The following is a 24,579-nucleotide window of genomic DNA, read 5'->3' as shown; positions in this document are numbered from 1 at the left end:
CTATTCCTTAGCATGTTTTTAACTAAAAATCAAATGCTTACAAATTAAAATCATAGCCCAAACACTACTCTAGATTCTATATTTTTGGCTGCGGGCCTGGGAACAGATATACTCCAGGTACTATTCCTTTTGACCCGCTAGTATGGGCATATTAGGTTTTGCATTATAAGCATAATCCTTAATGACCCATTCCCTAAGGTTTGTTACATTCAATCGAGCCCATCCGTAATGCTTCTGCCCATCTATATTAATCCGAAGGCCAAGATACCTATCGCCCTTTCCAGCCCAGTCATAAGAACAGCCAAGCCCTTCTTCATTTCCGAAACAATCTTCTGTAGCAATAATGCTTCCACGGGTATAATGCTGACCTACATTGGAGTCCACCGGATAGGAAATCTCGCTATCTTTTTTTATCGGAACCGTGTGAGTATACCAAGGTTCCACAGAAATAATACCATCATTTCTAATAGCACCTATTCCTAACCAGTTCCAGTTTTCATAAAGACTATTACTTATAATAAAATCAACAATTTTATCATTGTTTAGATCCAGATCATAAGAGTCGTTTATATTTTTCCCAACAAAATCTGGCTCGATATCAGTATAAATAATAAGTGAATCAGGACCGGCAGAGGTTTCATCTTCAATTGGGGTTTCATCTTCAATTGGGGTTTCAACTTCAATTGGAGTTTCATCATCATTCGTAGAATCATCATCAACAGAGGTTCCATCGCCAGTGGAAGAGTCATCATCTTCAGTTGTTTCATCATCAGAAGGTGAATCATCAGTAACAGGCAATTCCTTACCAATACCTGGTTCCTTATCCATCGTTTCTATATCATCACTTTCAGAACAGGAAATGACTAAAAGCGACACTCCCATTAAAATTAATAATCCCCAATTTTTTGTGAATGGGAACATAACTTTATATTTTCCGGCATATAGGGTTGCCACCCGTTTTGTTTTCATAAGATTTTTTTATCCCCGGTTAATCTTTTCATTGAAGGATTTTAATAATACTCATAGACTACTTTATAGTCTCCGAATATCTTCTCGACAACCCTTCCTTCAGCATCGTAATTATAGCGGTAAGTCTCGTATCTATCGTAACCTGATTCAGTAAGATGTTTAAACTCCATAGAAGCAGGAAAATGGCGTTGCACGCGTTGTCCTGGAATTATTACAAATTCTAAAAACTCATTGCTATCGTCTTTATAACCGACAAAGCTGGTCACAAAATACAGTGTAAAAACCCCACTTTCGTGGTAATCTCCGTATTGTTCGATCTTCATTAAATTACCATCCTCGAAATAGGTATAGATTATTTTTTCCCGCTCAAAAAAGTCGAGATTATTTTCCGTTTTTTGAATTATCTGACCTTCTGAGTTGTATTCATAAAAGATTTTAGATCTTCCAAACCACAGGGCGTTATATTTATCTGCCCCAACAATTCGATCCTCATCCCAATGGAAGTTATAAACATCATGGCCCTCTAATTTTATCAGTTTTCCCTCGGTGTTGTAGTGGTAGGTGTCAGTAAATATTTCAGAACTATGCTCAGGGTGACCATAATTTACCTTAAGCAAATTACCATCAGATCTGTAATAATATTTAAGCCAGTAATAAAGATTACCATTAAAGTAATAATGAATGCTCTTTGGAAATCCTGGTATTTCAACTGCTTCAAAATTGGGTAATGGTTCCGCTGGCACATCGTCATCCTGTGAATCTTCCTTTGCAATTACAGGAACAAGGATCTCGTCATCACTTGAACAGCCTGTAAGATTTAGTGAAACGGCCAGTAATAAAATGAATGTGATAATTGTTTTCATTTGAGTAAAAATTTCTGTTCAACAGTTAAATAAGCTTTATAATTAATGGTTTTTATTGCTGGTTTTTTATCGGTATAACCTACAGAAACTGCAATTTTAAAGGGGGTAATTCGTTAAGCGCCTTAGACTTCATACTTACTGAAATTCAGATCGTTAACTCAAAAAATATTATTAAATTTAATCCTTGCCTCTCTAGAAATATTATCATAGCGACAGAATGCAAAAAAGTGTAGTTAGAGACATTAAGAAAGTCGATTGAATTTTTTTGTCGCAGATATATTTATGTATGTCCCGGTTTATTCTATTTCTGTAGTGAAAGATCAAAACCTGAGCATTATATCAATACATTTAAGTAAAAATTGTGGCATGGATGTCAGTCAGGGAATTTATATTATCCGATAAGAAAGGTTATCGCCTATGGCGGCACCTGTTTTTCTGGTTCTTATGGGGCGGTTATTTTACTATTACCCGCTATTTTAATCCTATGGTGTACCAGACAACGGGAAGATTTCCCGATTTTTGGAAAACTGTAGTCGAAACTTTCTTTTTCCTCTTTCCCCAGACATTTATTGTTTATCCCGCTCTATATTTTATACTGCCACGTTTTGTTTTTAAGCAAAAATACGGTCGTGCCTTTTTCTGGTTCTGTATCTTTTATCTGGTTGGCATCACAGTTAATGCCTTTATTCTGATATTCATTCCGTGGTCTAAAATGCCATGGATCCCCAATGCCGACCTCTTTTTAACAACCAGCACCTTTCCTCAAAAATTATTCATGGCCTATCTTGGCAGTATATTGGGATTGCTTACCGCACTCGCTTTGGCATCGAGTTTTAAGATGTTCAAGCATTATTATTTAAAATCTTTGCGCAACCAGCAGTTACAACAACAGAACTCTGAGGCTCAATTGCGACTGCTTATGGCCCAGGTTCATCCTCACTTTATGTTCAACACCCTTAACAATATTTACTCGCAGGCACAGGAAGAATCTCCCAAAAGCGCGAAAATGATTATGGAACTTTCGCATATACTTCGATACATCTTGGACGAGGGTAAAAAGGACTGGGTTCCCCTAGAAAATGAACTGCAAATGATAGTAGATTATCTCAACCTGGAGAAGATCAGGTATGACCAGAAGCTCGATCTGCACTATTCTTTTCCAACTAATGTAAAAAACAGGATTATTGCTCCATTGCTTTTACTTCCTCTGGTAGAAAACTGCTTTAAACATGGTGCGAGCAAAATGATCAACAAACCCTGGATCAATATAAAAGCTGAATTAAACCAGGATACCTTCTCGATAAAATTAATGAATGGAAGGAAGGCCAAAGTTGTATCGGAAGACGAACGAATAGGAACCGGGATTGAAAATGTTAGACGAAGATTAGAACTATTATATCCTGACAGGCACACTCTGGAAATTAAAGAAGATACTGATGTTTTTATTGTCAACCTCACTATTGAATTAAAGACAACAGAGACTGTGGAAACCAAGGTAGAAAGCAAACCCCTGCTGGAATATGAAACCGAATGAAAACATCAAGCCAAGATGCCTCATTGTAGACGATGAACCGATGGCAAGAGATGTGCTGAGGCGCTATTTTGAAAAATTACCGGTTCTGGATCTGGTGGGTGAATGCAGCAACGCCATAGACGCCTTTGTATTCCTGCAATCCAACGAAGTTGACATACTTTTCCTGGACATCAGGATGCCGGAGCTGCTGGGCACCGAACTGATGCAATCACTTAAAAATCCACCAAAGGTGATTTTCACTACGGCTTATAAAGAATATGCCTGGGATGGCTTTGAGCTGGATGCTGTAGATTATCTCCTGAAACCCATACGTTTTGACCGTTTTCTAAAGGCTGTACATAAAGCCCTGCCAGACTATGAAAATGTACTGTATTCCGGGGAGCCCGTTGAATCTGAAAGAAAATTGGGGGTCGATTCTATTTACCTTCGTATAGACAGGAGGCAGGTAAGGATTGTTCTGGATGAGATCCTCTACATTGAAAGCGCGAAAGATTATGTGAAGATTTTTACCCAGGATAAGATGCATCTGTGCAGGCAAACCATATCTTCTATAGAGGCTTTGATCAATAAAAATGAATTTGTTCGCATTCACAGGTCTTTCATAGTTCCTGTCAATAAGATCAAATCTTATACCCATGAACTGGTGGAGATCCATAAAAAGGAACTGCCCATTGGAAAGTTTTACCTGAATCATTTTCTAAAAACAATGGATTCCCGGCTTTCCTAAAAAATATTGAACCTGTACGTTTAAAGAAACACACAGGTTCAATCCTAATAACATACTGAGGAATTTATCGTACAAATTTCTATTTAACTTTTTTCAACTTTCGGAAATTGTTCTCAAAAACATAGCTTCCCAGTTCTATACCGTGCTGCTCTCCTACCTCAACCGAGTGCCTGAAGTGATGCCCCAGAAAGATCCTGGCCTCTGACTGTTCTGTCGAATATTCGGAAAAACTGGAAAATGACCTTTCCACTCCCGGAAGTTTGTATGGACTTGTGACGCTAAAGTTTATTTCATCTTTTTTGAAAAACATTCTGAATATCTCCGAAGCCGCCCCGGAGCCGTAGGCCTGGGTGGAGGGAAATTCAAACACCGGTGGAGTAGGCTTCATCGAATTCCAGGTGGCATCACCTGTGGTTTCAGGATTCCCGTCAGTATCTCCTGCCCTTATAGCGGTTATAGGCGCCCAGAAAACGAATTCAGCCTTTTCCCTGAATGAAGCGATGAAAGAGTCCATTACACCCATTTCCAGAAGTGCGATCAGTCTTGCTGCTTCCCATCCATCAAGGTCATATTGTAAAATTAAGGTCCTGGCCAGTCGGTTTATAGAACTTGCCATGTTCTCTATCCAAAACTCGCCTATTTCGGTTTGTTCAGGAGTCCTCGCGGTACAGTTGGCACATCCTACTGCCTTTATTTCGTTATAATCATCGGCGTACTCCCGGGAAGTAACAGGATAAGGAGCTCCCCCCATAAACTGATCACTCGATTCAATTCCAAAGGGAGTCAAATCACCTAAATTAGGTACATATACCGCATTCGCCGGCCACACAGGACCAGGAAGCATATAAGGCGGGAAATTAGCCTGATAAACACCTGGCTCGCTACTGGGCGCAGTGTAAGAAGTAAACAGAAAAGGGAAATCGCCCTGTCTTTTTTGCAGCATGGCCTGCGCCGCCAGTTTACCGATCTCCACACCTTTCTCTTTGAGATCAACTTCCTGGATCGAAGAAAGAACTTCGTTCAGTAAAGCATCTGCGGCTACCGTGCTGGCCGGAGATAAAGCAGCCATCATATCCCTTGCCGCTTGTGAAACTGCAGCATCGGCGATTTGTGTAATGTTCTTTTTTGAAATGTCGCTCGCATCTACCTCGTTATTGCCTAATGCATAGGTCTCATACACCGGTACTACGTTGTTCAGGGCATCATGCATGCTTATGGTGAACATCGCATATATTTTAGCTTCCAGGGGGATGGGTAACTTCTCGTCAATAAAAGACCCCAGCAATTCATTCCATTTAAAAATGGTTTCGCTGTCATAAGATTTGATCATCCCATAGTTAAAGTTCTTGAGCGATAGATCCCCCGACAAAGAAGCTTCGTCTGTTGCATCAGGCGGTATTTCATCTTCAGAGCATGAGAATAAAAGGCTGAATAGAATCAGGGCTAACAGAATGTGAAATTTTGTTTTCATAATATTTTACAATTGATCCTAATAAGGAAGGTTTAACCAAATAAATGTAGGCCACGGATGAACGGAGAAATTACTTTAGAGGCAGATTGGCCGTGTGTAAGGACAGACAGTTCTTTTGAGCAGTTAAACTGAAAACAAAGGAATATTTCATCCTATGATCGAAAGGATAAGAATTTTATTTGCTTTCTGAATATTGGGATATGATGCGCCCTGGTTAAGTTATGCCTTACCGGCTACTTTTTAATGGCACTTAAGATTGCCCTGGTTTCATTACTGATTTATTCCCTTAAAATTTTCTCCATTTTCTTTCCCCTCGCCAATTCATCAATCAGCTTATCCAGGTACCGGATTTTCTGCATGAGTTCGTCTTCAATCTCTTCCACGCGATAACCGCAGATCACACCCTTAATCTTTGAGACATTCGGATTAATTTGTGGAGCCTCTTCGAAGAAAGTTTCAAAGTCTGTTTTCTTATCGAGGTGTTCCTGCAATGATTCCTGGTCATATCCTGTAAGCCATCGAATAATGGTATCAACCTCTTCTTTTGTCCTACCTTTTTTCTCTGCTTTAGTAATATAATGCGGGTAAACACTTGAAAATGCAGTTGTAAATATCCTGTGCTTTTTCATAATGATTCAAGATGATTAACAACTACAATTTAGTGATTTTAATTCGTAGCAGTAATTTATATCTATAATCACAGTTTTGACCGGATCCAATAATCCTGACAAATAATAAGGGGAATGCAAATTTTTAGTCTTTTCGGCAACATCAGGGGGCTCACTAAAGGCCCGTTTAATGGCGAAGTAATTTAATCTCTCTAAGGCTGTCGGCTTTTGGCAGTGTATATCAGGTAGTTTTCTCTTTTTTGAACATAAAGACTAAATCATCATAGTCTGGATGTTGCTGCAGACCGTGATTCGTGAAACCAGCTTTTTCTGCAACCCTGATGGATGCTTTATTAGCTCTAGTGATCGGAGCTACAATCGCAGCATAATCTCCATTTTCAAATACATAATTTGTGAGTCTTATTAAAATCTCAGTTGCAAAACCTTTTCCCCAATACTCTGGCAGAAAGGCATAGAAAACTTCAATTTCGTTATTACTCAGAGGATGGTAACCCGATACCCCTATAAGACCATCATCTTTCTTTTGCGCGACCGCATAAGCTAATAAGGGTTTTTCAGTTTCGTAGGAATTGATAGTGGTTTCAAGAAGCTCAGAAGCACCATCTTCTGTCAGAGTTTCTTCCGGAAAAACCATATACCGGGTTACAGATCTATCGCAAAGCAACTCAACCAGCTTATCCCTGTCCGCCGGTTGAAATCTTCGAATGATGGTCCTTGAAGTACTTAACAATTCAAATGGTTTCATCTGTTTAATTAAAGTGAAAAATAATATGATTTTTACTTAGTCTCACTTAACATAAGTTAGCAGATTAGGCCATGTCTTCCGGAACAGATTTATTCCTGAATTTAGTCAAAAAATTCATCCTTCCTGCGAATTCGTCATCACGGTCATTTCCTGCTGTGTGTTTTTTATTCAAATTAAGCATCTTTGAAGGTTATAATTGAATCTCATAGATATAACATATCCCGGTTTTATAATCACAAAAGTATCTGGAGTCTTGATCAAATTCTCCTTCAATTTTAAATTCAATGGAATTCTCAGAGGGTTTAAACCATTTTGCCAAGCCCGATGGCTTAGTCCATTCTTTCTTTGACGGGACCAAATCATTTTGTTCTACAAAACTATCCCACCATTTTCCTGGCGGCTTTAGTTTTAAACTCATAATATATTCATTTGTCCAATTGGAAGATTGCCAGTATTCCCCTTTAATTAATTTGATTTCTTTTGGGGCATCTGAATTGGACCAATATTGATAAGTCTTTATTGGATCTGAAGTATGTTTTTCTGAGCAACTAATTACCACTAAAAGAAATAATCCCAAACTCAGATTTTTATAGAAGATTTTTAACTCATTCATTTTCTTCTTATCCGGATTTTAAAAGGCAACACAAAGGGCGTGCAGAAATTGAACTCTTAGGTAAATCCAGGTTTCCATAAAGATAATTATTTTACCTAAAAGGTCCAGGAAAGGCCAGGCTCTCTAATTCCTGAAATACTCATTGAAGATCTCCAGGTAATATTCCATCCCGAAGATATTCTCATCTATTCGAACATTCCTCTCCGGGGCGGTGAGAATCAAGCCGTAGTCAATGCTATCCCGATCTATTGCCATGGGACAGGCCTTACAATCCTCCAGTTCAATAAATCTTTTATCGGTATAGAATTTAGAGATCCCGGGATACTGAAAAGAACCAAGTGCTTTGGTAATTCCAAACCCGAAATCGGAATCTACTTCATAGATCCATTCATCTCCAGATTTCAGGTAATAATCAAATCTCAGGCTATCCGGCCTTAAAACTATGACAGCAGTACCCTTTACCTTAAGACTGTCCTTTAAATGAACCCAGGTTAATGTATCCTGAACGGACCTCACGATTTCCTCGCTTTTCTCATCGCCAGGTCCAGGATCTTTTCCCTCCAAACTAAGAAATCCGAACCCAGCCAGACCTAAAATCAGAATAAGTGTTTTTATCTTCATTCGATCTTCTCTTTAATCAACTCTTCAATTTCCTTTATAAGAGCTTCATCAAATCTTTTTGTCTTTCTAACCGGATAATTATAATCGTATTTCCAGAAATCTGGTTTTAATCTTTTGCTTCCGGAGTCATATTTAATTCGATCTAAGAGCTCCTGCCTGGTTTTATTTTCTAGGAAAATATCACCATAGTCCACTACTAACCCATTCAGTTGATTGTTAAGGGCGAAATGGATATAAGAGACCGACCGGGGTTTTTCACAGATGAATATTCTCTTTTTGAGTTTAGAAAAGTTCCTTTTCTCCAGAAACGGAAGCATATGTTTTTCAAGTTTCCGGTAAAACTCCTCATTTCTTTTGCTGTCTTCAATATGCCCGGGTCTGGAGACCCCCTGGAATTTCCTTAGCCGGTACTTTTCATAGAACCAGAAAGAGATAGAACTTAATACTGCTTTTATTTCTTCCATTTAAGTAGTAACAGTTATTTGACTCTCATCATTTTTCCTGTACCCATACTTAAGGAATTTAATTCTTCATCTTCTATAAGTTCAGGAATTTCAAATATTGATTCATCTATCTCACTTTCTGAGGCATCAACCAGATCCATGTTGACACTCATCATACCGCCTGCTTCCTTTACGATCCTAATCGGCAGAGATCCGGAAATTTTGAGAAAGTCATAGAAGGCATCATAGATATGGCCCCTGAAATTTTCGGGATCAACTTTAAAATGTTCTTTGTCAAAAAGGTAATAATAGGTGCCAGATTTCCATTCTACTTTAACTGTTTCCAATGTATAATCTTTATACTCCACTATAGTATCCAGTAAGGTAAGAGTTGGCATTTCTCCTGTCATTTCGTATTCCTGGTCTATGGATGTGTCGGTCACTATACAAATATCTGAAACCTCCTTTTCCTGGAAAGTGTATAGTTTTTTATCATCGGGTCTGTAAACAAGCCAGGATCTTTCAGGAGAAAGATTAAGCTGCCTGTAAAATCCGTCCTTATAGGAGGTGCTTACAGTATCTGCCCAGGTGCCTTCAGCTTCCATTCGGGATTTCATCATTTCCCTGGTGAGCCCCATATCAAGCATCTTTTCACTAAGTTCAAAATCCACCGTGTAGGTTAAGGTTCCCTCAAAGCTCTGAGCATTTATCTGAGCGGCTACCGCCAATAATAGAATTGTAAAAATCTTTCTCATTTCTAATTTATTTCTCCGTTTATTTTTGCTGAAATTGTTTACCTGTAGCCAGATATTCTTCCTTCTTAATAAAGATCCTGTTCAATTCAACGGCTCTATTAAAATTCATATCTCCAATAATTTCGTAAGCCACCATTCTTTCCAGTTGCGGAGTGATTCCCGTTTCTGAAAAGACGGCATCCAGCACCCGTTGATAGCCGACCTTATCATTGACTGGCTTTTCCTGGCAGGCGCAAAGTAAAAGCATCAAAATCAAAAAGTTAAACTTTTTGATCAGTACAGGTATAAGCTTGTTCTTTAAATATAACCTCATCAACTGTAGAGAATACCAGATTAAAGGCATGTTTGCAGACGAAGTTAATTATTTTATTTCTAACGGTCTCACCTGTTTAATAACACCTTGTTGGATTCCATTCATCTTTCGCCAGAGACTATCTGTTAGTCCCTTGTTGTCTTAGTAGTTGGATTTTATTTTCTGCCACAATAAATCGCAATAAATTTCTGCGGCCTGGTCTTCATTTTTAACGTCCCAGCTTCGGTGTACATATCCTTTTTCCTGTTCTATGATCCTGTTTCCCTGCAACCAGATACCGTCATGTTTAGCACCCGGAGCGTTCTCAATTTTTTGTTTTTCAATAAAGCCCGATTCCTTTAAATGTTCGGCAAGTTCCTTTTTCGAAATAGTTATATAATGTTTTAGCAATTTTAAAGGAGCATCTCTATTTCTGTACGCAGGGATTAGTTCTGCTATAGGAGTGAGGTCTCCAGTGGTCATTATTTTAAGTTGGATGGTCTTCTCAATTTCGGGAAAACCAATATTCTTATGGGCTAAGAGAATTTCATCGGTTTCATTTTTTATTTTTTTCAGACTTCTATTTCTGGAAATGAACAGGTAAAGAATTAATGTCAAAATTATTCCGGCTAAAATTAAGAAGCTAATTATCATTTTAAGAATTATGGCTAAGGTTTAGGGTTAAGTACAAATTAAAGCTTTCAGGAACCTGCATAGGTTATGATCCAGACGTGGTATATCTGAAGTCACTTCCGAAGGTTGATTGAATCCAATTAATTTTAGTTGTCTTTAACTTCTAAAAAGTCAGAACATTGGTCCATTTTAAAATAAATATTATTAGAAATGTCACTCCAGTACTGGTGAATACCGCGCCCTGCCAAAAATAGAGTCTTGCATTCCATTGTTTATACATCTTTTCACCCAATTCTTTCCTGCTATAATACCGCATAATCCTCCAATAAATAAAAAAGCTTATTAAAAAAATTGAAACAGCTATTAGTGCCGTTATTGCTGAAATATTTTCCATTTCGGTTTTTTTAGTTATCTGTTTTATCCCTGTTGCTAACGGTCACGGTTATAGAAGGCCTGGTACAGGCACGTATATTACCGGAATCATTCCTGATCCAGTCCGGCATGCCAGGTATCCATACTTATTTTCCAGGATCCGTCCTCCTGCTCTTCCCAGGCAGCTATATAGACTCCACGGTTGTATGTACTGTCATTCGTTTCCTTATCTATAAAATACTCTACAAAATCTCCAATGGTGATCACCTGGTCTTCACTGATCACCAATTCAGGTTCACTGTAACTTTCAATGTATAAGGAATGTCCTTTTAAATATTCATTCCATTCCTTCTTCGGCTTTTCAATTCCGCTGGTAATTTTACCTGAAGGAACAACTCTTATAAAATCCTCTTCATAATATTGGAAATACTCATCAGTTCCTTTAGCGTAAGTATCATACATCGAATTAAAAGCAGCTAAAACTTCTTTTTTTATTTCTGTCTCACTTTTTTGTTCTTTTTTATTTTCAGAACAGCCAATTATAAAAAATAGCGATAGAAATACTAAAGTAGCGTTTTTCATAAGTAAATATTTATTTGATTTAATAGTCGTATTTAGAATATTAATCCCAGGGTATCAATAGTTATCCGGATGCCTGCTTGGACCCAACTTGTTTGTGAATTTAATTATTTTCTTTTTAAGGTCATCGGCTGTTTGAGTTATCCATTGCTAAAACCAATAATTTAACCCGGCCAGATAATGTTTTCTCCACTCGCGTCGTACTGGGGAAACAATACTATGGATGTAATTACACCTCCTTCACTATAAATTAAAACTCCCTTTTCTTCAGAATAATAGACATCTTTCCCCGGTTGAATATACTCATATTCCAATTGTAGGTCTGGCAGATTTCGTTTTATACACTCCTTGTTCAGGAATGAAGCTTCCTGTCCTATTGGATACTCACCAAATAAGCTGTGGTCCGGATTATTAAATCTTATAGATTCGAGCCTTAAGTTGTTCTCTGTCGTTAAATGAAACTGCAGTCCAAGATGCGCGTACTCCAGATCAATACTTTCAGAATTGTTAGCTGGAAATAAAGTTGACTTCCTGTTGGTAGGATCTCCCAGCACCTCCTTGAGTTCCTTTTCGGTCATTCCAAATTTGATCATTCCTATTCCCTGAAGTGGTTTAATTTCCATCATTTTTATTCTAAGGGTAATGACTGTTTAAGTTAAACATTGCTGGAGGTGGTATCAATATTGTACCAGGTCTTTAGTTGCTATTTTTTTTATAAGCATTTCATCATATCGCCTGGTGTTTTCCACTCTGTAGAACAAGGTGTCATCTATTAGTAAAAGTTCTTCATTGATCGGCAATGAATCAGCTATAATCCTATAGTCTGTCACATGATTATTCCTGTCAATTCTTGAAATCCCAATTTGTTGCATGCCCGTATATTCAAAGAAACTCCACTTGTCTCCCGAAGTATGGTATAGGAATACATCATTGTTATTCTTCACAAACTTGGGCCATCTTTTTTCTGATTTATCCTGGAGTATAATTTCTTTTGGATTTAACTCTTTCCTCTTTGGGACATTATCTGCGAGTTCAATGAATCCGTACATTAAATATTCACTGTCTGGCTTACTGAAATCATTGTATGCAAACAGAATGCTATTATTGATATGGTTGTACTTCATACTAAGTCGGTCAATGCAACAATCAGTAGAATAGATCATGTCATTGAATACAACTTCATCCTTTGGCAGGTCAATGATCTTGAGATGTAATTCAAAACGATGATTTGGATTCATCTCATTTGGTCCAGGATTGGAATTAGAAAATGGCTCACTTATCCAGGCAATGAAGGCCAAATCTTTGCTGGTTTCTACTAGAATTTTATTATTCCATCCTATCAATGAACCGCTGAGTTCAATATTTGTTTTCGTAACATATTTGGAAGTTTCTATTGAAATCTCGATTAAATTGTTGATGGAATCTACTTTAGATTTACGATCATAATACTCATTGCTGGAAGGTTCCTTTTTCAGTACTGACTTAGAAAACTTAAGATCATTATTTTCTTTGTGGAATAAAGGCCTGATGAGGCTGCTTTGTTCTTCTTTCAAAGTTATACTGGAAGGTGATATTAAAGCACCCCTGTTTTTCTCTCCCGTTGACATACAGGAAGTCAGAAGAAAAATAATCAATATTTGGATTTTTGTCTTCATTTTAATTCCCCTCAATGTTTGCGAGAAAGCATTATTGTGGGGATGTTGGCTTAGACCTGGTTTGTTGCGTGAAGATAATTATTTTCTTTCTAACGGTGCCGCCTGTTTGCGAAGAACCATTGTTGTGCCCGCTAGCTTCAAATTAGTTAGTCAAAATTTTAATATCCCTTTCAAGTCGTTCTACTTCTATATCTTTCGTACCATCATAAACTCCACGTATTCGTTTTTTCTTATCTACCAGTATAAAGTATGGAGTGTGAATAAAATCCTGAACCCCACCATCTCCCTGATCTACAGCGGCAAAATAACTTTTCCTGGCCAGTTCATAAATATGTTTTTTGTTTCCGGTGGTGATATTCCATTTTGAATCTATTACACCTTGTTCGATCGCGTATTTCTTTAATACAGGGATGCTATCCATATTAGGTGTTACCGATATTGATAAAAACATGACATCATTCTCATTGTAAAATTTGTTTTGAAGTTTAGCCATGTTAGTAGTCATTATTGGGCAAATACTTGGACAACTTGTAAAAAAGAAATCAACTATATAAATTTTGTCTTTATAATGATCTTGAGTTATTAATTCTCCGTTTTGATTTATCAATTCAAAATCCAAAACTGTATGGTCCTCCTTTTTGTTTTGTAAACTAATATCAACCAGTTCCGGATTAAAATCAGATGGATTATAAACAGGAAGTTCTTTGTTTAAAGATTGATCACAAGACAGGGAAAAATAAATGATCATTAATAGAATGAAAAAATATGCTTTACTGATTTTCATCTTATACGAAATTATGCTCCAGAAATTCTTTTGCCTCTTTGATTTCAACTCTTTCAGAATTATATTTTTCAGTCTGGGTAATTAATTTTTCAAAATAGAATCTGGCTTTTTCTAAATCACCAGATTTCTTTGCAGCGGTTGCCGCACCATAAAGTCCATTGAACCTATTAGGACGTCTTTCCAAATTGAGTTCATATATCTTTAAAGCCTTTTCTGGTTGGTTCAGGGTGAGAAGCATATCAGCTAAAAGTTCATCTGCAGGTAATATCTCGCCTGGTGTCACAGGATGTTTGGAAGTTTTACTTTCCATTTCTGCCGCAGAAATCATTAGTGATAAAGCGGTGTCAGTATTACCTTTTTTTAATTGTATCCAGGCTTCAATGGTTTTAATTTGAATAGCAACCTGGTTTGCTTTATAACTATCTTTTATATTCTCCAGTTTCTGTTTGGAAGAATACAAAATGTCCAGTTCTTTTTGAGCAAAATCTAATTTATCTAAGTGAATATACCCTAATGCCTTTGCAAAATGTAATAGCGACGATTGCCACGGAAAATCTGCCCATTCGATCTCTAATTTTTGTGGTAACTCAAGATTGGCCGCTTCTTCCCAATTTTTATTTTCAACTGCCAAACGCGAAGGAATAGCTGCGGCGGTGTAGGCAATTTTAAAGTTTGCAGGGAATACTTCTTTAAAAGTTTTGAGATAGTCATATTGCTGGTAAGCAAGTTTATTATTTCCTATCTGCAAATACGCATACACTAAATATCCCATAGCGTGTACTTCTTCATCCCAATGAGCACCGGGAGCAATACTTTCTGCATAACAAATTGCAGATTCAACTGATTTAAGATTTGTACTAATAGATTCATCCCAAAGGCCTAAACGGGTAAATATATGCGACGGCATATGCTGCGCATGGGCTGAATTTGGAGCAATATCTGCATATCGCCTCGCTGTGCTTAATCCCAGTGGTGCTAATTCTGGATAATCATAGGAATGTATTATATAATGGGCAATTCCCGGATGGTTGGGTTCTTCCTTAAACAACTCTTCCAGTATTTTTCCAGCTTCGCGTTGTTTTGACAAAGAGTTATCTGAAGGTAAAGCGGAAGCTCTTAAAGCCAGAGCATAAAAAACAGCGACTTCTGTATCATTTTTATTTTTCTGATACATTTCCAACATTTTTTGAGCATACTTTTCTTTTCGGGTCTGATGGTCTAATGTCTCCCAGTTTTTATAGAAAGCACCTATAGCTTCTATATATTGCTCCGATTTTTTGGATTTGGGAAGCTTTTCGGCAATTGCAATAAGTTTTGCCCCTTTTTCTAAAACAGATTGATCGGGAGGAGCCCATAATCCGTGATAAATGCTCATGGCTACCCCCCAATATGCCATTGCGCATTCCGGGTCTTCATCTATAAGCTTCACAAATGCTTTTTCTGCCTCTAAATATTCAAAGGAATGGAGTAAAGAAATGGCAAGATTAAAGGTTTCTCTTGTTTCATAACTACAGAATTCAGAAAAATTGACCTCTCCAAATTGACCATTCCCGCAAAGCTTAAGCTCACCTCTTTGTAGATTTATGGATGATAAATCAGGACTCGTGTTGTTGTCTTTACAGGAAGAAAGTAAAAAACAACAAATAGTCCCTAAATAGAGTAGTGTATTTATAGAATATTTCATTCTATAAGTTACGATAATTTCCCCTAATACTTTTAGTTCACCAGACTCAAAAAACTGGCTTACAGTTATTTAAAATACCACATATTGCACCCTGATCGACATTGTTCTGCGTTCTTTCACATTTTTTTTATTTTTAGGGATACACTAACCGGCCAATAGCTTAATTATGAAAAATGGACTTAGTTTTAAACACAAAGTTATAATTGTCTTTGCTCTTCAATTAATTCTAACATCAAATACCTTTGCGCAGAAAAATGCGACCATACCCTGGACCATTAATACTGAATTATACTCAGAAGAGGTCAAGGATACATTCTTAATATCTGTTGCGCTACCCGAATCATACGATGAAACCAGGGAGTACCCGGTTGTTTATATCACCGATGCAAGATTTGGATTTGGGACGGCAGTTGAAATAAGCCGCGCAAATGTAATCGACGGTACAACATCTCCAGCTATTATTGTTGGAATTGGATATCCGGGAGATCAAAATTTTGGGAGAATTATGCAAATACGTTCCCGGGATTTTTCTACGGTTTCTGATCCTCAGGTACCCGGCGGATGGCCGGCGTGGGCAGCAGAAATTGAATGGGGTGGAGCAGATGCCTTTCTCAAATTTATTGACAAAGAATTAATTCCCTATGTCGAAGATAATTATCAGGTGAATAATGACCGGACATATATGGGATGGTCTGGCGGCGGTATTTTCGGGACATATCTAATGTTTAACAGGCCTGATTTATTCAATAACTACTTACTGGTTTCCTCCCCTTATGAATGGTTTCATAATGGTATTGCCTTTGAGTATGAAGATAATTATGCCGGCAACAATGATACACTGGATTTAAATGTAATCCTGGCTGTTGGAACCGGAGATTCTGAATCCACAATTGAATCAAATAGGCGCATGTCCAAAATTCTAAGGGATCGAAATTACGAAGGACTGAATGTTAACTTTAAAATTTTTGAAAATAAAAAACATTATGCTGTTTGGCCTACTGCAATCATTCATGGATTACCTAAAATTTTAGATTCAGACATGAACTAGTTGTTCATTTCTGAAGTGCTTTTAATTTTCTTTTTAAGCGAAAAGCTATAATAGTAGGGATCAGAGCTATTAATAAGCCAATCAATAATCCCTTGATAGTGAATTTCATAGTTTGTGGTGTGTCAATATCGTGCCTATGATTCCATATCTCTACAATCTTACCTTCATCATTAAACCTAAAAACATTGATTATAGGAATTGTACCCGCATCAAACATTATCTTTCCCACAAAGGTTGAAGGTTTATAGGTTGCCTCCCAACGGGTAGCCACAAGATCTCCTTCAGCTATCTGGTAATTGATTTTAGAATCCCAGGTTCCATTATCCCAGAAGCGGTCAGCTATTATTTTCTGCTCAATGGCAGGTTCCGTAACTGCCTTTCGGTCCCCTATATCATGAACAACATATTCCTCAGCAACATAATCGATATAGTTATCGGTATTATCTGTAAACCAAAGGTCCTGATAAAAATTGCGGGCAATCTCTTTATTCCTCTCAGGATGGCTATTCGATGACAGACTATCTTTCTGGGAATAAGCATTAATATTAACTATTAAAATTACTAAAAGAGGTAATATCCGTTTCATGATTAGTGGTTTTATGTTAGCTAAATACTTTGTTCAGTTTAATCACCACGGTCCCATTTATCGCAAGTTAGAGCTGTAGGGACCCTTACCTGACTTAGACCTGATTTATTGTTGATGTCTTCCAGGATCCCTCATTTTAGTTGCTGGCAGGTTTTTCTCCAAGCATACAATGAGCGCCAAATTTTACCCGATCATTGTTTTCAGTTCTGCAGTTGACAAAACCCGCATCACGAAATGCCTTTTCGAGATCTGCAAGCTTATGCAGGTGAAACCTTTCTGCCTCAACCGGTTTAAACTTCATGAAATTTTCGCGGAAAGGAAAGGTCACCGCTGCACTTCCTGCGGGTTTGAGCACACGGTGCATTTCTTTAAATACTTCTCCAGGATCTTCAAATACATATGCCGTGGCTACCGTACATGCCTTGTCAAATGAGCCGTCTTTAAATGGGAGTGCATTACCTGAAGTCTTATGTAGTTTCACCTTGCCTTCTGAAATGTTTTTGGCGTTTTTTCTGGAAGCCATTTCCATTGCCGTGTCTGAAACCTCTATTCCCGTAACGCTGCCCCCGGGTGCCTGTTGTGAAAGTAGCTGAATGTTAGCACCGTTCCCAAAGCCTATTTCAATGATATCATCGTCCGGTTGTATATCCAAAAGATTCACCGTCCAGCGTCCCGCCTTAATAGTAGATCTGGTCATCACCAACAACACAAGCTTTCCTAAAAGCCCTCTAGGGTATTTCATCTGCTTTCCTATTGCTTTCAGTAAATTCATTTCCCCGGGATATGATTATTCCATTAGATATTTCAAAATTTCAACTTATAATTTAATAAAATCTGTTCAATTAGAGCCCAAAACCACGAATAACTATCTGTTTTATAGATTTTTACATAGAAAAAGATACGCTTAGGCTAGTTATTGGCAACCTGGCTTAAGACCTGGTGTACTGATAAGTTTATTTATGTTTTAATGCTGCCTGCAATTTGTATTCTGTTTTTTCATGTTGCGATCCATTAGGAATGATTAGATAAGACTACCTGTTCTCTTTTTCATACAATTTCTGAAATAGAGGTTTTGCACTAATCCATCCTGCTACCGCACCGGTAACTGCTCCAAAAAGTCCGAGCTCGATACCGAAAGCAACTTTTGGCGCATTTTCTTCGAGAGATGCTATAGCATCACCAATCAACGCACCTAGACCCATGAGAAAAGCTATAGCCACAATAATTCCCAGGATTATTCCGGAAATCCATAATATCAGCCATTTAGTAGCCGTAATATTTTGTGTTTTCAACCAGTACCATTGAAAAAGTCCCATAAAACCACCTCCACCTAAAACGATAAAGATTGGCTCAACCGGTCCCGCATGCGGACCCATAACAAGATGCCTTTGAATAAGCTCACCAGATATAATTATCAAAAATCCGAAGGTGGAAGCCAAAATCCAGGGCCATACTTTCAGAATATATTTTTTCAGTACCAAAGACTGCAAACTTCCCAGTAATGCCCCAAAAACAGGATACATTATAAGATGTTTCCAGAGATTATGCCAATACAAAGCCTCATATGTGGAGCGATCAAGCCAGTCAGGAAGATTTTCAGGGTCAAGTTGTTGGGGTATATCTGCACGATTGATATCGGCCATCGCCTCAGGAGCAATCGATGAGGCGACTGCACTGATTAAGATAAAAGATAAAAATCCCAGCAGATATCCCAGGGACGTTGTTATAACCCATTGGGTTCGAAATTTTTTTAATGATTTCATTGCTCTAATATTTTTGACATTCAAAAAATTATTGAATTGGAAGCTTAGACCTAGTCCCTTATAAAGATAATTATTTTCTTTCCAGGGCCTGGACCTGTTTGGGTTATGCGTTGTGGTGCTTAGTACTTTTCTTCAATCCTTTAATTTTCCAATGTCCAGACACAACATTGGTCTGATTATTACTCTTTCAGAGTTCAGATTAGCCTGTATATCTACGCCCATACTTAGAAAGTTAAAAGGAATATATCTTCCTCCTATTTTAACTGGAAAACCAATCGTTGAAAATTCTTCTGATAGATATTTGTTAACATTAAAATCACCAAACTCCGGATCTAACTCATCAGTTCTTAAAGTTCCCCAAAACCTTCCTATTCCAGCCTGATATCGAATTCTAAAAGTCTGTTGTTGCAAGTCAATATATTTTCCAAATAATAAGTTGAATTGATAAAACTTTTCTTCTGGGAAATTAGGGAAAAGAAAATCATTAAAATACTCTTCTCCATCGTAGTACCCTATGGTATATACATAAGATCTGGAAAAGATATTTAGATCGATTCCTTCAAAAAAGGAATCAGAAAAATAGGTATCAGTAAAAATGTCCATGGTTCCTTTTCCGGAAATCGAATATTTATCAATGATCTGGCTTTGAATTACCGAAATATTGAAAAGAAAAAAAGGTAGTATTAATGTCCATTTCCCCATAATATTAAGCTGAAGTATTCATTAAATACAAAGCCCCAAGGGCTGTCATATCACAAAGCTGGACGTGTGGGGAAAGATTCCGACAGCTGCAGGGAATTTCTGCGGAAAACTTAGGAATGTTTAAGTTAAGCATTTTTAACTTAAAAACACTTAACTATCTGACTTAAAAGTCATTACACCCTAAAATCAGATTTAATATAATATTTCAGGCACAGGTGGATGCCGATACTTAACTATGACGTGGATACTTATTTTCTTTCTAAAGCTGCCGCCTGTTTGAGGTATGTATTATTGTACTCAGGCTGCCTGATGAACAGTTATTTTTTTAACTTTTCGGCTACCTTATCATAATATTCCTGGGTTAACACTTCTGTCCATTCTGTGGGCTGTTCACCGCCATACAAAGCCAGATAGGTAACATCCTTATATTCTGTGGAAGAATGCCAGTGCTCGGTATCTTTCTCACATCTAATTACGTCACCTTCTTTTAGAACTACAGGATCTTTTCCTCTCTCCTGGTAATAGGCTTCACCATCAACGATTATTAATACCTGAACAGAACTGTGCTTATGCCAGTCCAGGGTTGAGTTAGCTCTAAAAGTCGCTTTTGTAATATTATAACCCAGTTCGGCATCATCGTGAATTATGGGGTTTAACCAGGCTTCGCCAATGTAATGCGTATTTGGTGCCTTTGTACCCTCAGTAAGATAGGAGGAAACCTTATAGTCAGAATTTTGGGCAAATAAAAACAGCGGGGCTAAAACAAACAGGATTAAAACTGAATTTCTCATTTTATACTTTTTAAATTAATCATTGTCCTTCTTCATTCGTATTTCAAGGCCTGCGTACATAGGTCTCGATTATCGCAAGCTGCCGCAACAGATACCTCGGCCTGAGACCTTTTTCAGGAAAGATACTTATTTTATTTCTAACGCCAATAGTCATGAGTCCCTGCTGCAAAAACCTGCTTTATCTTTGTTTCCTGGAACCAAGGATATTCGTAACTTTCGGCGGCAATGCATTATTGATGAAGGAAAAAGAGAAGCCGGTTAAAAGATCAAAGAAGCCCTGGCCCACAAAAGCCGCGATGGAACAGGTCTACAGCATGAACCTGTGGGGCGCTGATGATGCTGAATTCTATTCTGGCGCCGGGTCCCATCATCCACAGCTTATACACCCGTATATCGAGGTGGTGGCCTCCTTTTTAAATTCATTTAAAAGTCCTCCTACTATATGCGACCTGGGTTGCGGGGATTTTAACGTCGGCAAGGAACTGGTGAAATATTCCGGAAAATATACAGGAATGGATATTGTAGAGCCGCTTATCGCCTATAACACTGAAAATTTCCACGATGAAAACCTGGAATTTCATTGCCTGGATATTGCGGTAGATCCGATTCCTGCCGGGGATATTGCCATCCTGAGACAGGTGTTGCAGCATTTATCGAATGCTGAGGTACAATCCATCCTGGAAAAACTGCGCGATTTTAAATATCTTATTCTAACCGAGCATATCCCTGATGGGGATTTTGTGCCTAACAGGGATATTATTTCAGGACAGGGAACCAGGTTAAAAAAACAAAGCGGACTGGATATCTCGGCTGCACCATTCCATTTTAAAGCACTGGAGAAAAGCACATTGCTAAAGCTGCGTCCGGATGAACATCCTGGAATTATTGAAACCAGTGTTTATAGAATACAGTAATACTTAGCCGTTTTTCATTCTGGAATGCTACAAAAGAATGTTTTATGGTCCCGATAGCTATCGGGATGTCGGCCCTGCCTGCCGGCAGGCAGGTTGGTATTGGTTTCCTGGTCAGGTTAATTCTTTTCTTCCTAGCGGTGCCGCCTATTTGAGTTATGCGGTGTGGTGCTTAGCACTTTAATTTCCCAATTTCTTCAATAGGCTATCAAGAATTTCATCCCTGTCATCTAATAAGTGGTCATTTATTTGAATTTCGGGAACCACTCCTTCAGGCTTTTCACTTTTATTAACCCTCACAATATAACCTTTAGGGATTTTAACGGGAGTTCCAGTATGCGGTAATTCAACAATAAATAATGAAGCATAGAGTGTAGGAAAGTCACCGGTTTCTTCTCCTACCAAAGTAGCAAATTGATAATCCTGAATTAAAGATGCAGCTACTGCAGCTTGAGAATATGATTGTCTGTTAATCAATGTAAATACATTGCCTTTATATCTTTTTTGCGATTCCATAGGTTGCATTTCTTCAAAATAATATGGAAAGACTTCTCCATTTTGATGTTTTAAGATTTCCTGAAAATATGCATTAGTAGTATCATTATTTTTCCGGGTATTCCGTTTTAGGAATTCACTTGTTTTTAAACTGAATCTTGAATTCCATTGAAATGGTTTATTGGCGAAATAAGATATGAGGTAATCACTGAAAGAGTTATTTCCACCAGCATTATTCCTTAAGTCTACTATTAAATTTGCTGGGGATTTTTTGTTTATTGCTGAAAAAGCTGAATCAATAAATTTTTGGTAATCATTTTCGTCTCCACTAAAATTTCCAGGATTTAAATAAGCAGTATTACCGTAGAATTTAAATTTTCTATCAGAGCTTAAAATATCTTTTCTTTTATATTCATAAGCTTCGAGGGCTGAAACTGATTGGAGATTATATTCTTTTATTTGATTATTTTCTTTTACTGAAATTGAAAATTGCTCTTCTTCTCCAAAAATCTGCCAGTACAGCCTTGGAAAGGACCAGAATTCAATTTTTGCTTTTTTTAAGTAAGGTCTTTCTGCTGAAATATGCGGATAGATCAGGGAGAGAATATCTTTAATTCTTTTCCCATTTACTTCTAAGATTTCTGATCCTGATTTAATTTCAGGATTGTTTGAGTAGTTTTTTCTTATATAAGCTTTACTATCTTCTAATGCGATTTCTAAAGGAAATATTTTTCCGCCCTGTTGAGCAAAAGCTATATAAGATGCCGCTGGAAAATCGATTTCAGCGTGACCGGTGTTTGCTTTGGAAATTACCTTTTGAAATGTCCCGACAGCTTCTTTTAGAGAAATGGAATCTTCTTTAAGTGATTTGGCAACTTTCTCAAAATTTTGATCAAATTTCTCTTTAGAAGTATACGCGTATAAGTTATAATGACTTTTTTCCAGTAAGGTTTTTAAAGTGTCCAGATCTTCTAAAACTTCTTTCTTTGAAAATTGCCGCCTTTGAGAATAATTGTTGGAAAACGGAAAGAGAAGGATTAAAATTAAAAATAGTTGTTTGTATCTCATTTTTAGATTTTAGTTAAAGACGCAATTTAATTTAGGTTGTTGCAAGCGTTTCAAAGTATTAAGCACAACGGCTTCTCCTAATCCAGGTTGACGGCAGGCAGGTTAGTATTGGTTGTTGGTCAAGTTAATTATTTTCTTACTAACGGTGCCGGCTACCGTGCGGGAAAGCTTTTATTTATTCTATCTCGATCTTATTGTCAGGCTGCTGGAAGCTATACTTATCTTTCCACCTGTTTTCGATGAGTTTATAGAGCGAGTAGGTGCTCAGTATTCCGAATGGCATGATTATAAAATTTAAGGCGATATCATTCATATTTTCAATGTATCCCGGCGCAATGATCTCTACTATAACCCCTATTATCAAACCAAATAACATAACTCCAAAGTAATAGGTAATTATCCCTAGAATTGCAAAACCCCAGTGATTCCTGTTGTATTTTTCTGCCAGTTGGTAGTAATATTTACCTATCCAGTAAAGTAAAAGTAGTCCTAACATATTTCTCTGTTTTAATTTAAAATTCTTTATTTCTTACCTGGCAATACAGGATTGCTTTTTTATTCACTGGAGTAGGGTAACAAACCGGTTTAATACTGGTTTGTTGACCAGGTTAATTATTTTCTTTCTAAGATTGCCGGTTATTTTGATTTATGCGTTGTTGTGCTGCGTATTACTCCCAAGACTTTGTTTTTAATTGCAATGCTAATTCTTTCATATTCTTGGGAACTTCATCAAAATAATCCTCTAGATTAAAAAATCTTACTCTAAAAATTCCGCCTGGTGATGTTTTATTAAAATCAGTTTCTTCAAAATCTTTAAGTAAGAAAAACCTATGATCATTATCGACTCCCCAGCCATTCTCTATTGATTCTTTAATAGCATCTATTAACCTGTTCTCCTGATCTTTAGTTATATCAAACTTCTTATCTAAAACTTCTAAACCTTCTGTTTCATCCCAGTTTGCAACAATCACATTTTCAACTTTTCCAATATACCTTACTGATTTCCATTTGTAGATTCCGAGATAATTAAAATCACTATAGCCTCTTGAGGCCAGATCAAAATAGAATTTATGTTTAACGTTAAGATCAAATGATTGACCGCAAGCCATTGCACGTAGTATGTGACTACTTCTAGGCATTAATCCCATTCCTAAACAATAAGCTTCAAAATGTTCATTTAATCTTTGAAGATATTGTTCGTATGTGTAATTCTTTGCTAGTTCTTTAAGTTGATCAACTAAGTCCTGATAAGTAATTGAGTGAAAATTGACTTTCCCTTTTAATCCGCCATTCTTTAATCTTGTGTTTATCTTTTCTATATCACTTTGTGGATATTTAGATGAACTTAAATGGAATAATAGTTTGTATTCATTATGGTCAAAGCTTTTGGAATATTTCAATAATTTATCAATCCATTCGAGTCCGTGAAGTTTAGTTTCAATAATTATTTTTGAAGCCTTTATTTGAATATGTCCATCTATGAATCCATCACCTCTATTATTAAATTGTTGGAGGAAAGTTGGAATAACTTCGTAATTATCTGAATCTTCGGTTAATCCTCTTATATATTCTTCGTAATACTTTGGATTTATTTCATATAGATTTGAAAGCATTAAAAGAACATTATTCGTTACTGTATTTTCTCCTTGAGAGTATTGTTGAAACTGGTTTAATACTGCCATTTAAATTTTTATCGTGTTTTTGAAAATTTCTGTAATATGTCTCGTCCTGGAATACGGCTACAGGTTAAACTTGATTTTTACGCTGCATTTTGGTGTACCGCATTAGGTGTTTGATAGTCTAAAGATAAATGTAATCTTATTTCATTGTATAGTTTGATGGCATT

At 37.2% G+C, this 24,579-nt stretch carries 28 protein-coding genes; 4 read left to right on the top strand and 24 right to left on the bottom strand.

Annotated elements, in window-relative coordinates; all coding sequences use genetic code 11:
- Window positions 1-120 precede the first annotated feature (120 nt).
- Window positions 121-969, bottom strand: coding sequence for a hypothetical protein (locus NE848_RS04285; RefSeq protein ID WP_252110986.1), 849 nt, complete (start codon window positions 967-969; stop codon window positions 121-123).
- A 41-nt stretch (window positions 970-1,010) separates the two neighbouring features.
- A complete protein-coding gene (locus tag NE848_RS04280; protein WP_252110985.1) occupies window positions 1,011-1,832 on the bottom strand; it encodes a hypothetical protein in 822 nt (273 codons plus the stop codon).
- A 370-nt stretch (window positions 1,833-2,202) separates the two neighbouring features.
- Between NE848_RS04280 and NE848_RS04275 the strand changes: the two genes are divergently transcribed.
- Window positions 2,203-3,366, top strand: coding sequence for a sensor histidine kinase (locus tag NE848_RS04275; RefSeq protein ID WP_252110984.1), 1,164 nt, complete (start codon window positions 2,203-2,205; stop codon window positions 3,364-3,366).
- Window positions 3,353-4,093, top strand: coding sequence for a LytR/AlgR family response regulator transcription factor (locus NE848_RS04270; protein ID WP_252110983.1), 741 nt, complete (start codon window positions 3,353-3,355; stop codon window positions 4,091-4,093). Before NE848_RS04275 ends, NE848_RS04270 begins: the two co-directional genes overlap by 14 nt.
- 79 nt (window positions 4,094-4,172) lie before the next feature.
- Here the strand turns inward: NE848_RS04270 and NE848_RS04265 are convergent, their stop codons facing one another.
- From NE848_RS04265 to NE848_RS04200, 14 genes are all read right to left on the bottom strand, one after another.
- Entirely contained in the window at window positions 4,173-5,564 is a 1,392-nt protein-coding gene (locus NE848_RS04265) for a vanadium-dependent haloperoxidase (protein WP_252110982.1), read from the bottom strand.
- Window positions 5,565-5,842: 278 nt separating this feature from the next.
- On the bottom strand, window positions 5,843-6,193 hold the full coding sequence (locus NE848_RS04260; RefSeq protein WP_252110981.1) for a DUF2200 domain-containing protein: 351 nt from the start codon (window positions 6,191-6,193) through the stop codon (window positions 5,843-5,845).
- A 220-nt stretch (window positions 6,194-6,413) separates the two neighbouring features.
- On the bottom strand, window positions 6,414-6,938 hold the full coding sequence (locus NE848_RS04255) for a GNAT family N-acetyltransferase (RefSeq protein ID WP_252110980.1): 525 nt from the start codon (window positions 6,936-6,938) through the stop codon (window positions 6,414-6,416).
- Window positions 6,939-7,128: 190 nt separating this feature from the next.
- The gene (locus NE848_RS04250; RefSeq protein ID WP_252110979.1) at window positions 7,129-7,551 is read right to left on the bottom strand and encodes a hypothetical protein; all 423 of its coding nucleotides are present in this window, start codon (window positions 7,549-7,551) and stop codon (window positions 7,129-7,131) included.
- A 123-nt stretch (window positions 7,552-7,674) separates the two neighbouring features.
- A complete protein-coding gene (locus NE848_RS04245) occupies window positions 7,675-8,172 on the bottom strand; it encodes a hypothetical protein (RefSeq protein WP_252110978.1) in 498 nt (165 codons plus the stop codon).
- Window positions 8,169-8,636, bottom strand: coding sequence for a hypothetical protein (locus NE848_RS04240; RefSeq protein WP_252110977.1), 468 nt, complete (start codon window positions 8,634-8,636; stop codon window positions 8,169-8,171). Before NE848_RS04240 ends, NE848_RS04245 begins: the two co-directional genes overlap by 4 nt.
- Before the next feature lie 14 nt (window positions 8,637-8,650).
- The gene (locus NE848_RS04235; RefSeq protein WP_252110976.1) at window positions 8,651-9,370 is read right to left on the bottom strand and encodes a hypothetical protein; all 720 of its coding nucleotides are present in this window, start codon (window positions 9,368-9,370) and stop codon (window positions 8,651-8,653) included.
- Between the two features lie 19 nt (window positions 9,371-9,389).
- Window positions 9,390-9,617: a hypothetical protein gene (locus NE848_RS04230; RefSeq protein WP_252110975.1), complete on the bottom strand. Its 228-nt coding sequence runs from the start codon at window positions 9,615-9,617 to the stop codon at window positions 9,390-9,392.
- A 207-nt stretch (window positions 9,618-9,824) separates the two neighbouring features.
- Window positions 9,825-10,280 (bottom strand): hypothetical protein, encoded by a 456-nt coding sequence (locus NE848_RS04225; protein ID WP_252110974.1) that lies wholly within the window; start codon window positions 10,278-10,280, stop codon window positions 9,825-9,827.
- A 495-nt stretch (window positions 10,281-10,775) separates the two neighbouring features.
- Window positions 10,776-11,249, bottom strand: coding sequence for a YybH family protein (locus NE848_RS04220; protein WP_252110973.1), 474 nt, complete (start codon window positions 11,247-11,249; stop codon window positions 10,776-10,778).
- A 161-nt stretch (window positions 11,250-11,410) separates the two neighbouring features.
- The gene (locus NE848_RS04215) at window positions 11,411-11,872 is read right to left on the bottom strand and encodes a hypothetical protein (RefSeq protein WP_252110972.1); all 462 of its coding nucleotides are present in this window, start codon (window positions 11,870-11,872) and stop codon (window positions 11,411-11,413) included.
- Between the two features lie 51 nt (window positions 11,873-11,923).
- A complete protein-coding gene (locus NE848_RS04210) occupies window positions 11,924-12,901 on the bottom strand; it encodes a hypothetical protein (protein ID WP_252110971.1) in 978 nt (325 codons plus the stop codon).
- A 142-nt stretch (window positions 12,902-13,043) separates the two neighbouring features.
- Window positions 13,044-13,685, bottom strand: a complete 642-nt coding sequence (locus NE848_RS04205; protein WP_252110970.1) for an SCO family protein — start codon at window positions 13,683-13,685, stop codon at window positions 13,044-13,046.
- 1 nt (window position 13,686) lies between these two features.
- On the bottom strand, window positions 13,687-15,369 hold the full coding sequence (locus NE848_RS04200; protein ID WP_252110969.1) for a tetratricopeptide repeat protein: 1,683 nt from the start codon (window positions 15,367-15,369) through the stop codon (window positions 13,687-13,689).
- A 166-nt stretch (window positions 15,370-15,535) separates the two neighbouring features.
- On the opposite strand from NE848_RS04200, the gene NE848_RS04195 reads away from it, so the two are divergent.
- Window positions 15,536-16,417 carry an alpha/beta hydrolase gene (locus tag NE848_RS04195; protein ID WP_252110968.1) on the top strand — a complete coding sequence of 294 codons (882 nt, stop codon included), beginning with the start codon at window positions 15,536-15,538 and terminating at the stop codon, window positions 16,415-16,417.
- 4 nt (window positions 16,418-16,421) lie between these two features.
- Here the strand turns inward: NE848_RS04195 and NE848_RS04190 are convergent, their stop codons facing one another.
- The 5 genes from NE848_RS04190 to NE848_RS04170 all read right to left on the bottom strand — a co-directional run bounded on the left by NE848_RS04190 (window position 16,422) and on the right by NE848_RS04170 (window position 20,259).
- Window positions 16,422-17,003 (bottom strand): nuclear transport factor 2 family protein, encoded by a 582-nt coding sequence (locus NE848_RS04190; protein ID WP_252110967.1) that lies wholly within the window; start codon window positions 17,001-17,003, stop codon window positions 16,422-16,424.
- A gap of 136 nt (window positions 17,004-17,139) precedes the next feature.
- Complete coding sequence (locus NE848_RS04185) at window positions 17,140-17,775, bottom strand: class I SAM-dependent methyltransferase (RefSeq protein ID WP_252110966.1); 636 nt, start codon at window positions 17,773-17,775, stop codon at window positions 17,140-17,142.
- A gap of 259 nt (window positions 17,776-18,034) precedes the next feature.
- A complete protein-coding gene (locus NE848_RS04180; protein WP_252110965.1) occupies window positions 18,035-18,766 on the bottom strand; it encodes a hypothetical protein in 732 nt (243 codons plus the stop codon).
- A gap of 132 nt (window positions 18,767-18,898) precedes the next feature.
- On the bottom strand, window positions 18,899-19,468 hold the full coding sequence (locus NE848_RS04175; RefSeq protein ID WP_252110964.1) for a hypothetical protein: 570 nt from the start codon (window positions 19,466-19,468) through the stop codon (window positions 18,899-18,901).
- A 317-nt stretch (window positions 19,469-19,785) separates the two neighbouring features.
- Entirely contained in the window at window positions 19,786-20,259 is a 474-nt protein-coding gene (locus tag NE848_RS04170; RefSeq protein WP_252110963.1) for a cupin domain-containing protein, read from the bottom strand.
- 236 nt (window positions 20,260-20,495) lie between these two features.
- Between NE848_RS04170 and NE848_RS04165 the strand changes: the two genes are divergently transcribed.
- The gene (locus tag NE848_RS04165) at window positions 20,496-21,173 is read left to right on the top strand and encodes a class I SAM-dependent methyltransferase (RefSeq protein ID WP_252112103.1); all 678 of its coding nucleotides are present in this window, start codon (window positions 20,496-20,498) and stop codon (window positions 21,171-21,173) included.
- A gap of 177 nt (window positions 21,174-21,350) precedes the next feature.
- On the opposite strand, the gene NE848_RS04160 is transcribed toward NE848_RS04165, so the two are convergent.
- The 3 genes from NE848_RS04160 to NE848_RS04150 all read right to left on the bottom strand — a co-directional run bounded on the left by NE848_RS04160 (window position 21,351) and on the right by NE848_RS04150 (window position 24,415).
- Window positions 21,351-22,733, bottom strand: coding sequence for a S41 family peptidase (locus NE848_RS04160; protein ID WP_252110962.1), 1,383 nt, complete (start codon window positions 22,731-22,733; stop codon window positions 21,351-21,353).
- Between the two features lie 175 nt (window positions 22,734-22,908).
- On the bottom strand, window positions 22,909-23,229 hold the full coding sequence (locus NE848_RS04155) for a hypothetical protein (RefSeq protein ID WP_252110961.1): 321 nt from the start codon (window positions 23,227-23,229) through the stop codon (window positions 22,909-22,911).
- A 172-nt stretch (window positions 23,230-23,401) separates the two neighbouring features.
- Entirely contained in the window at window positions 23,402-24,415 is a 1,014-nt protein-coding gene (locus NE848_RS04150) for a hypothetical protein (protein ID WP_252110960.1), read from the bottom strand.
- Window positions 24,416-24,579 lie beyond the last annotated feature (164 nt).

It is taken from the genome of Gramella jeungdoensis, assembly GCF_023805255.1.
Lineage (GTDB): Bacteria > Bacteroidota > Bacteroidia > Flavobacteriales > Flavobacteriaceae > Christiangramia > Christiangramia jeungdoensis.
Note: the sequence above shows the minus strand (reverse complement) of the source record. Positions and strands in the feature narration are given on the sequence as shown.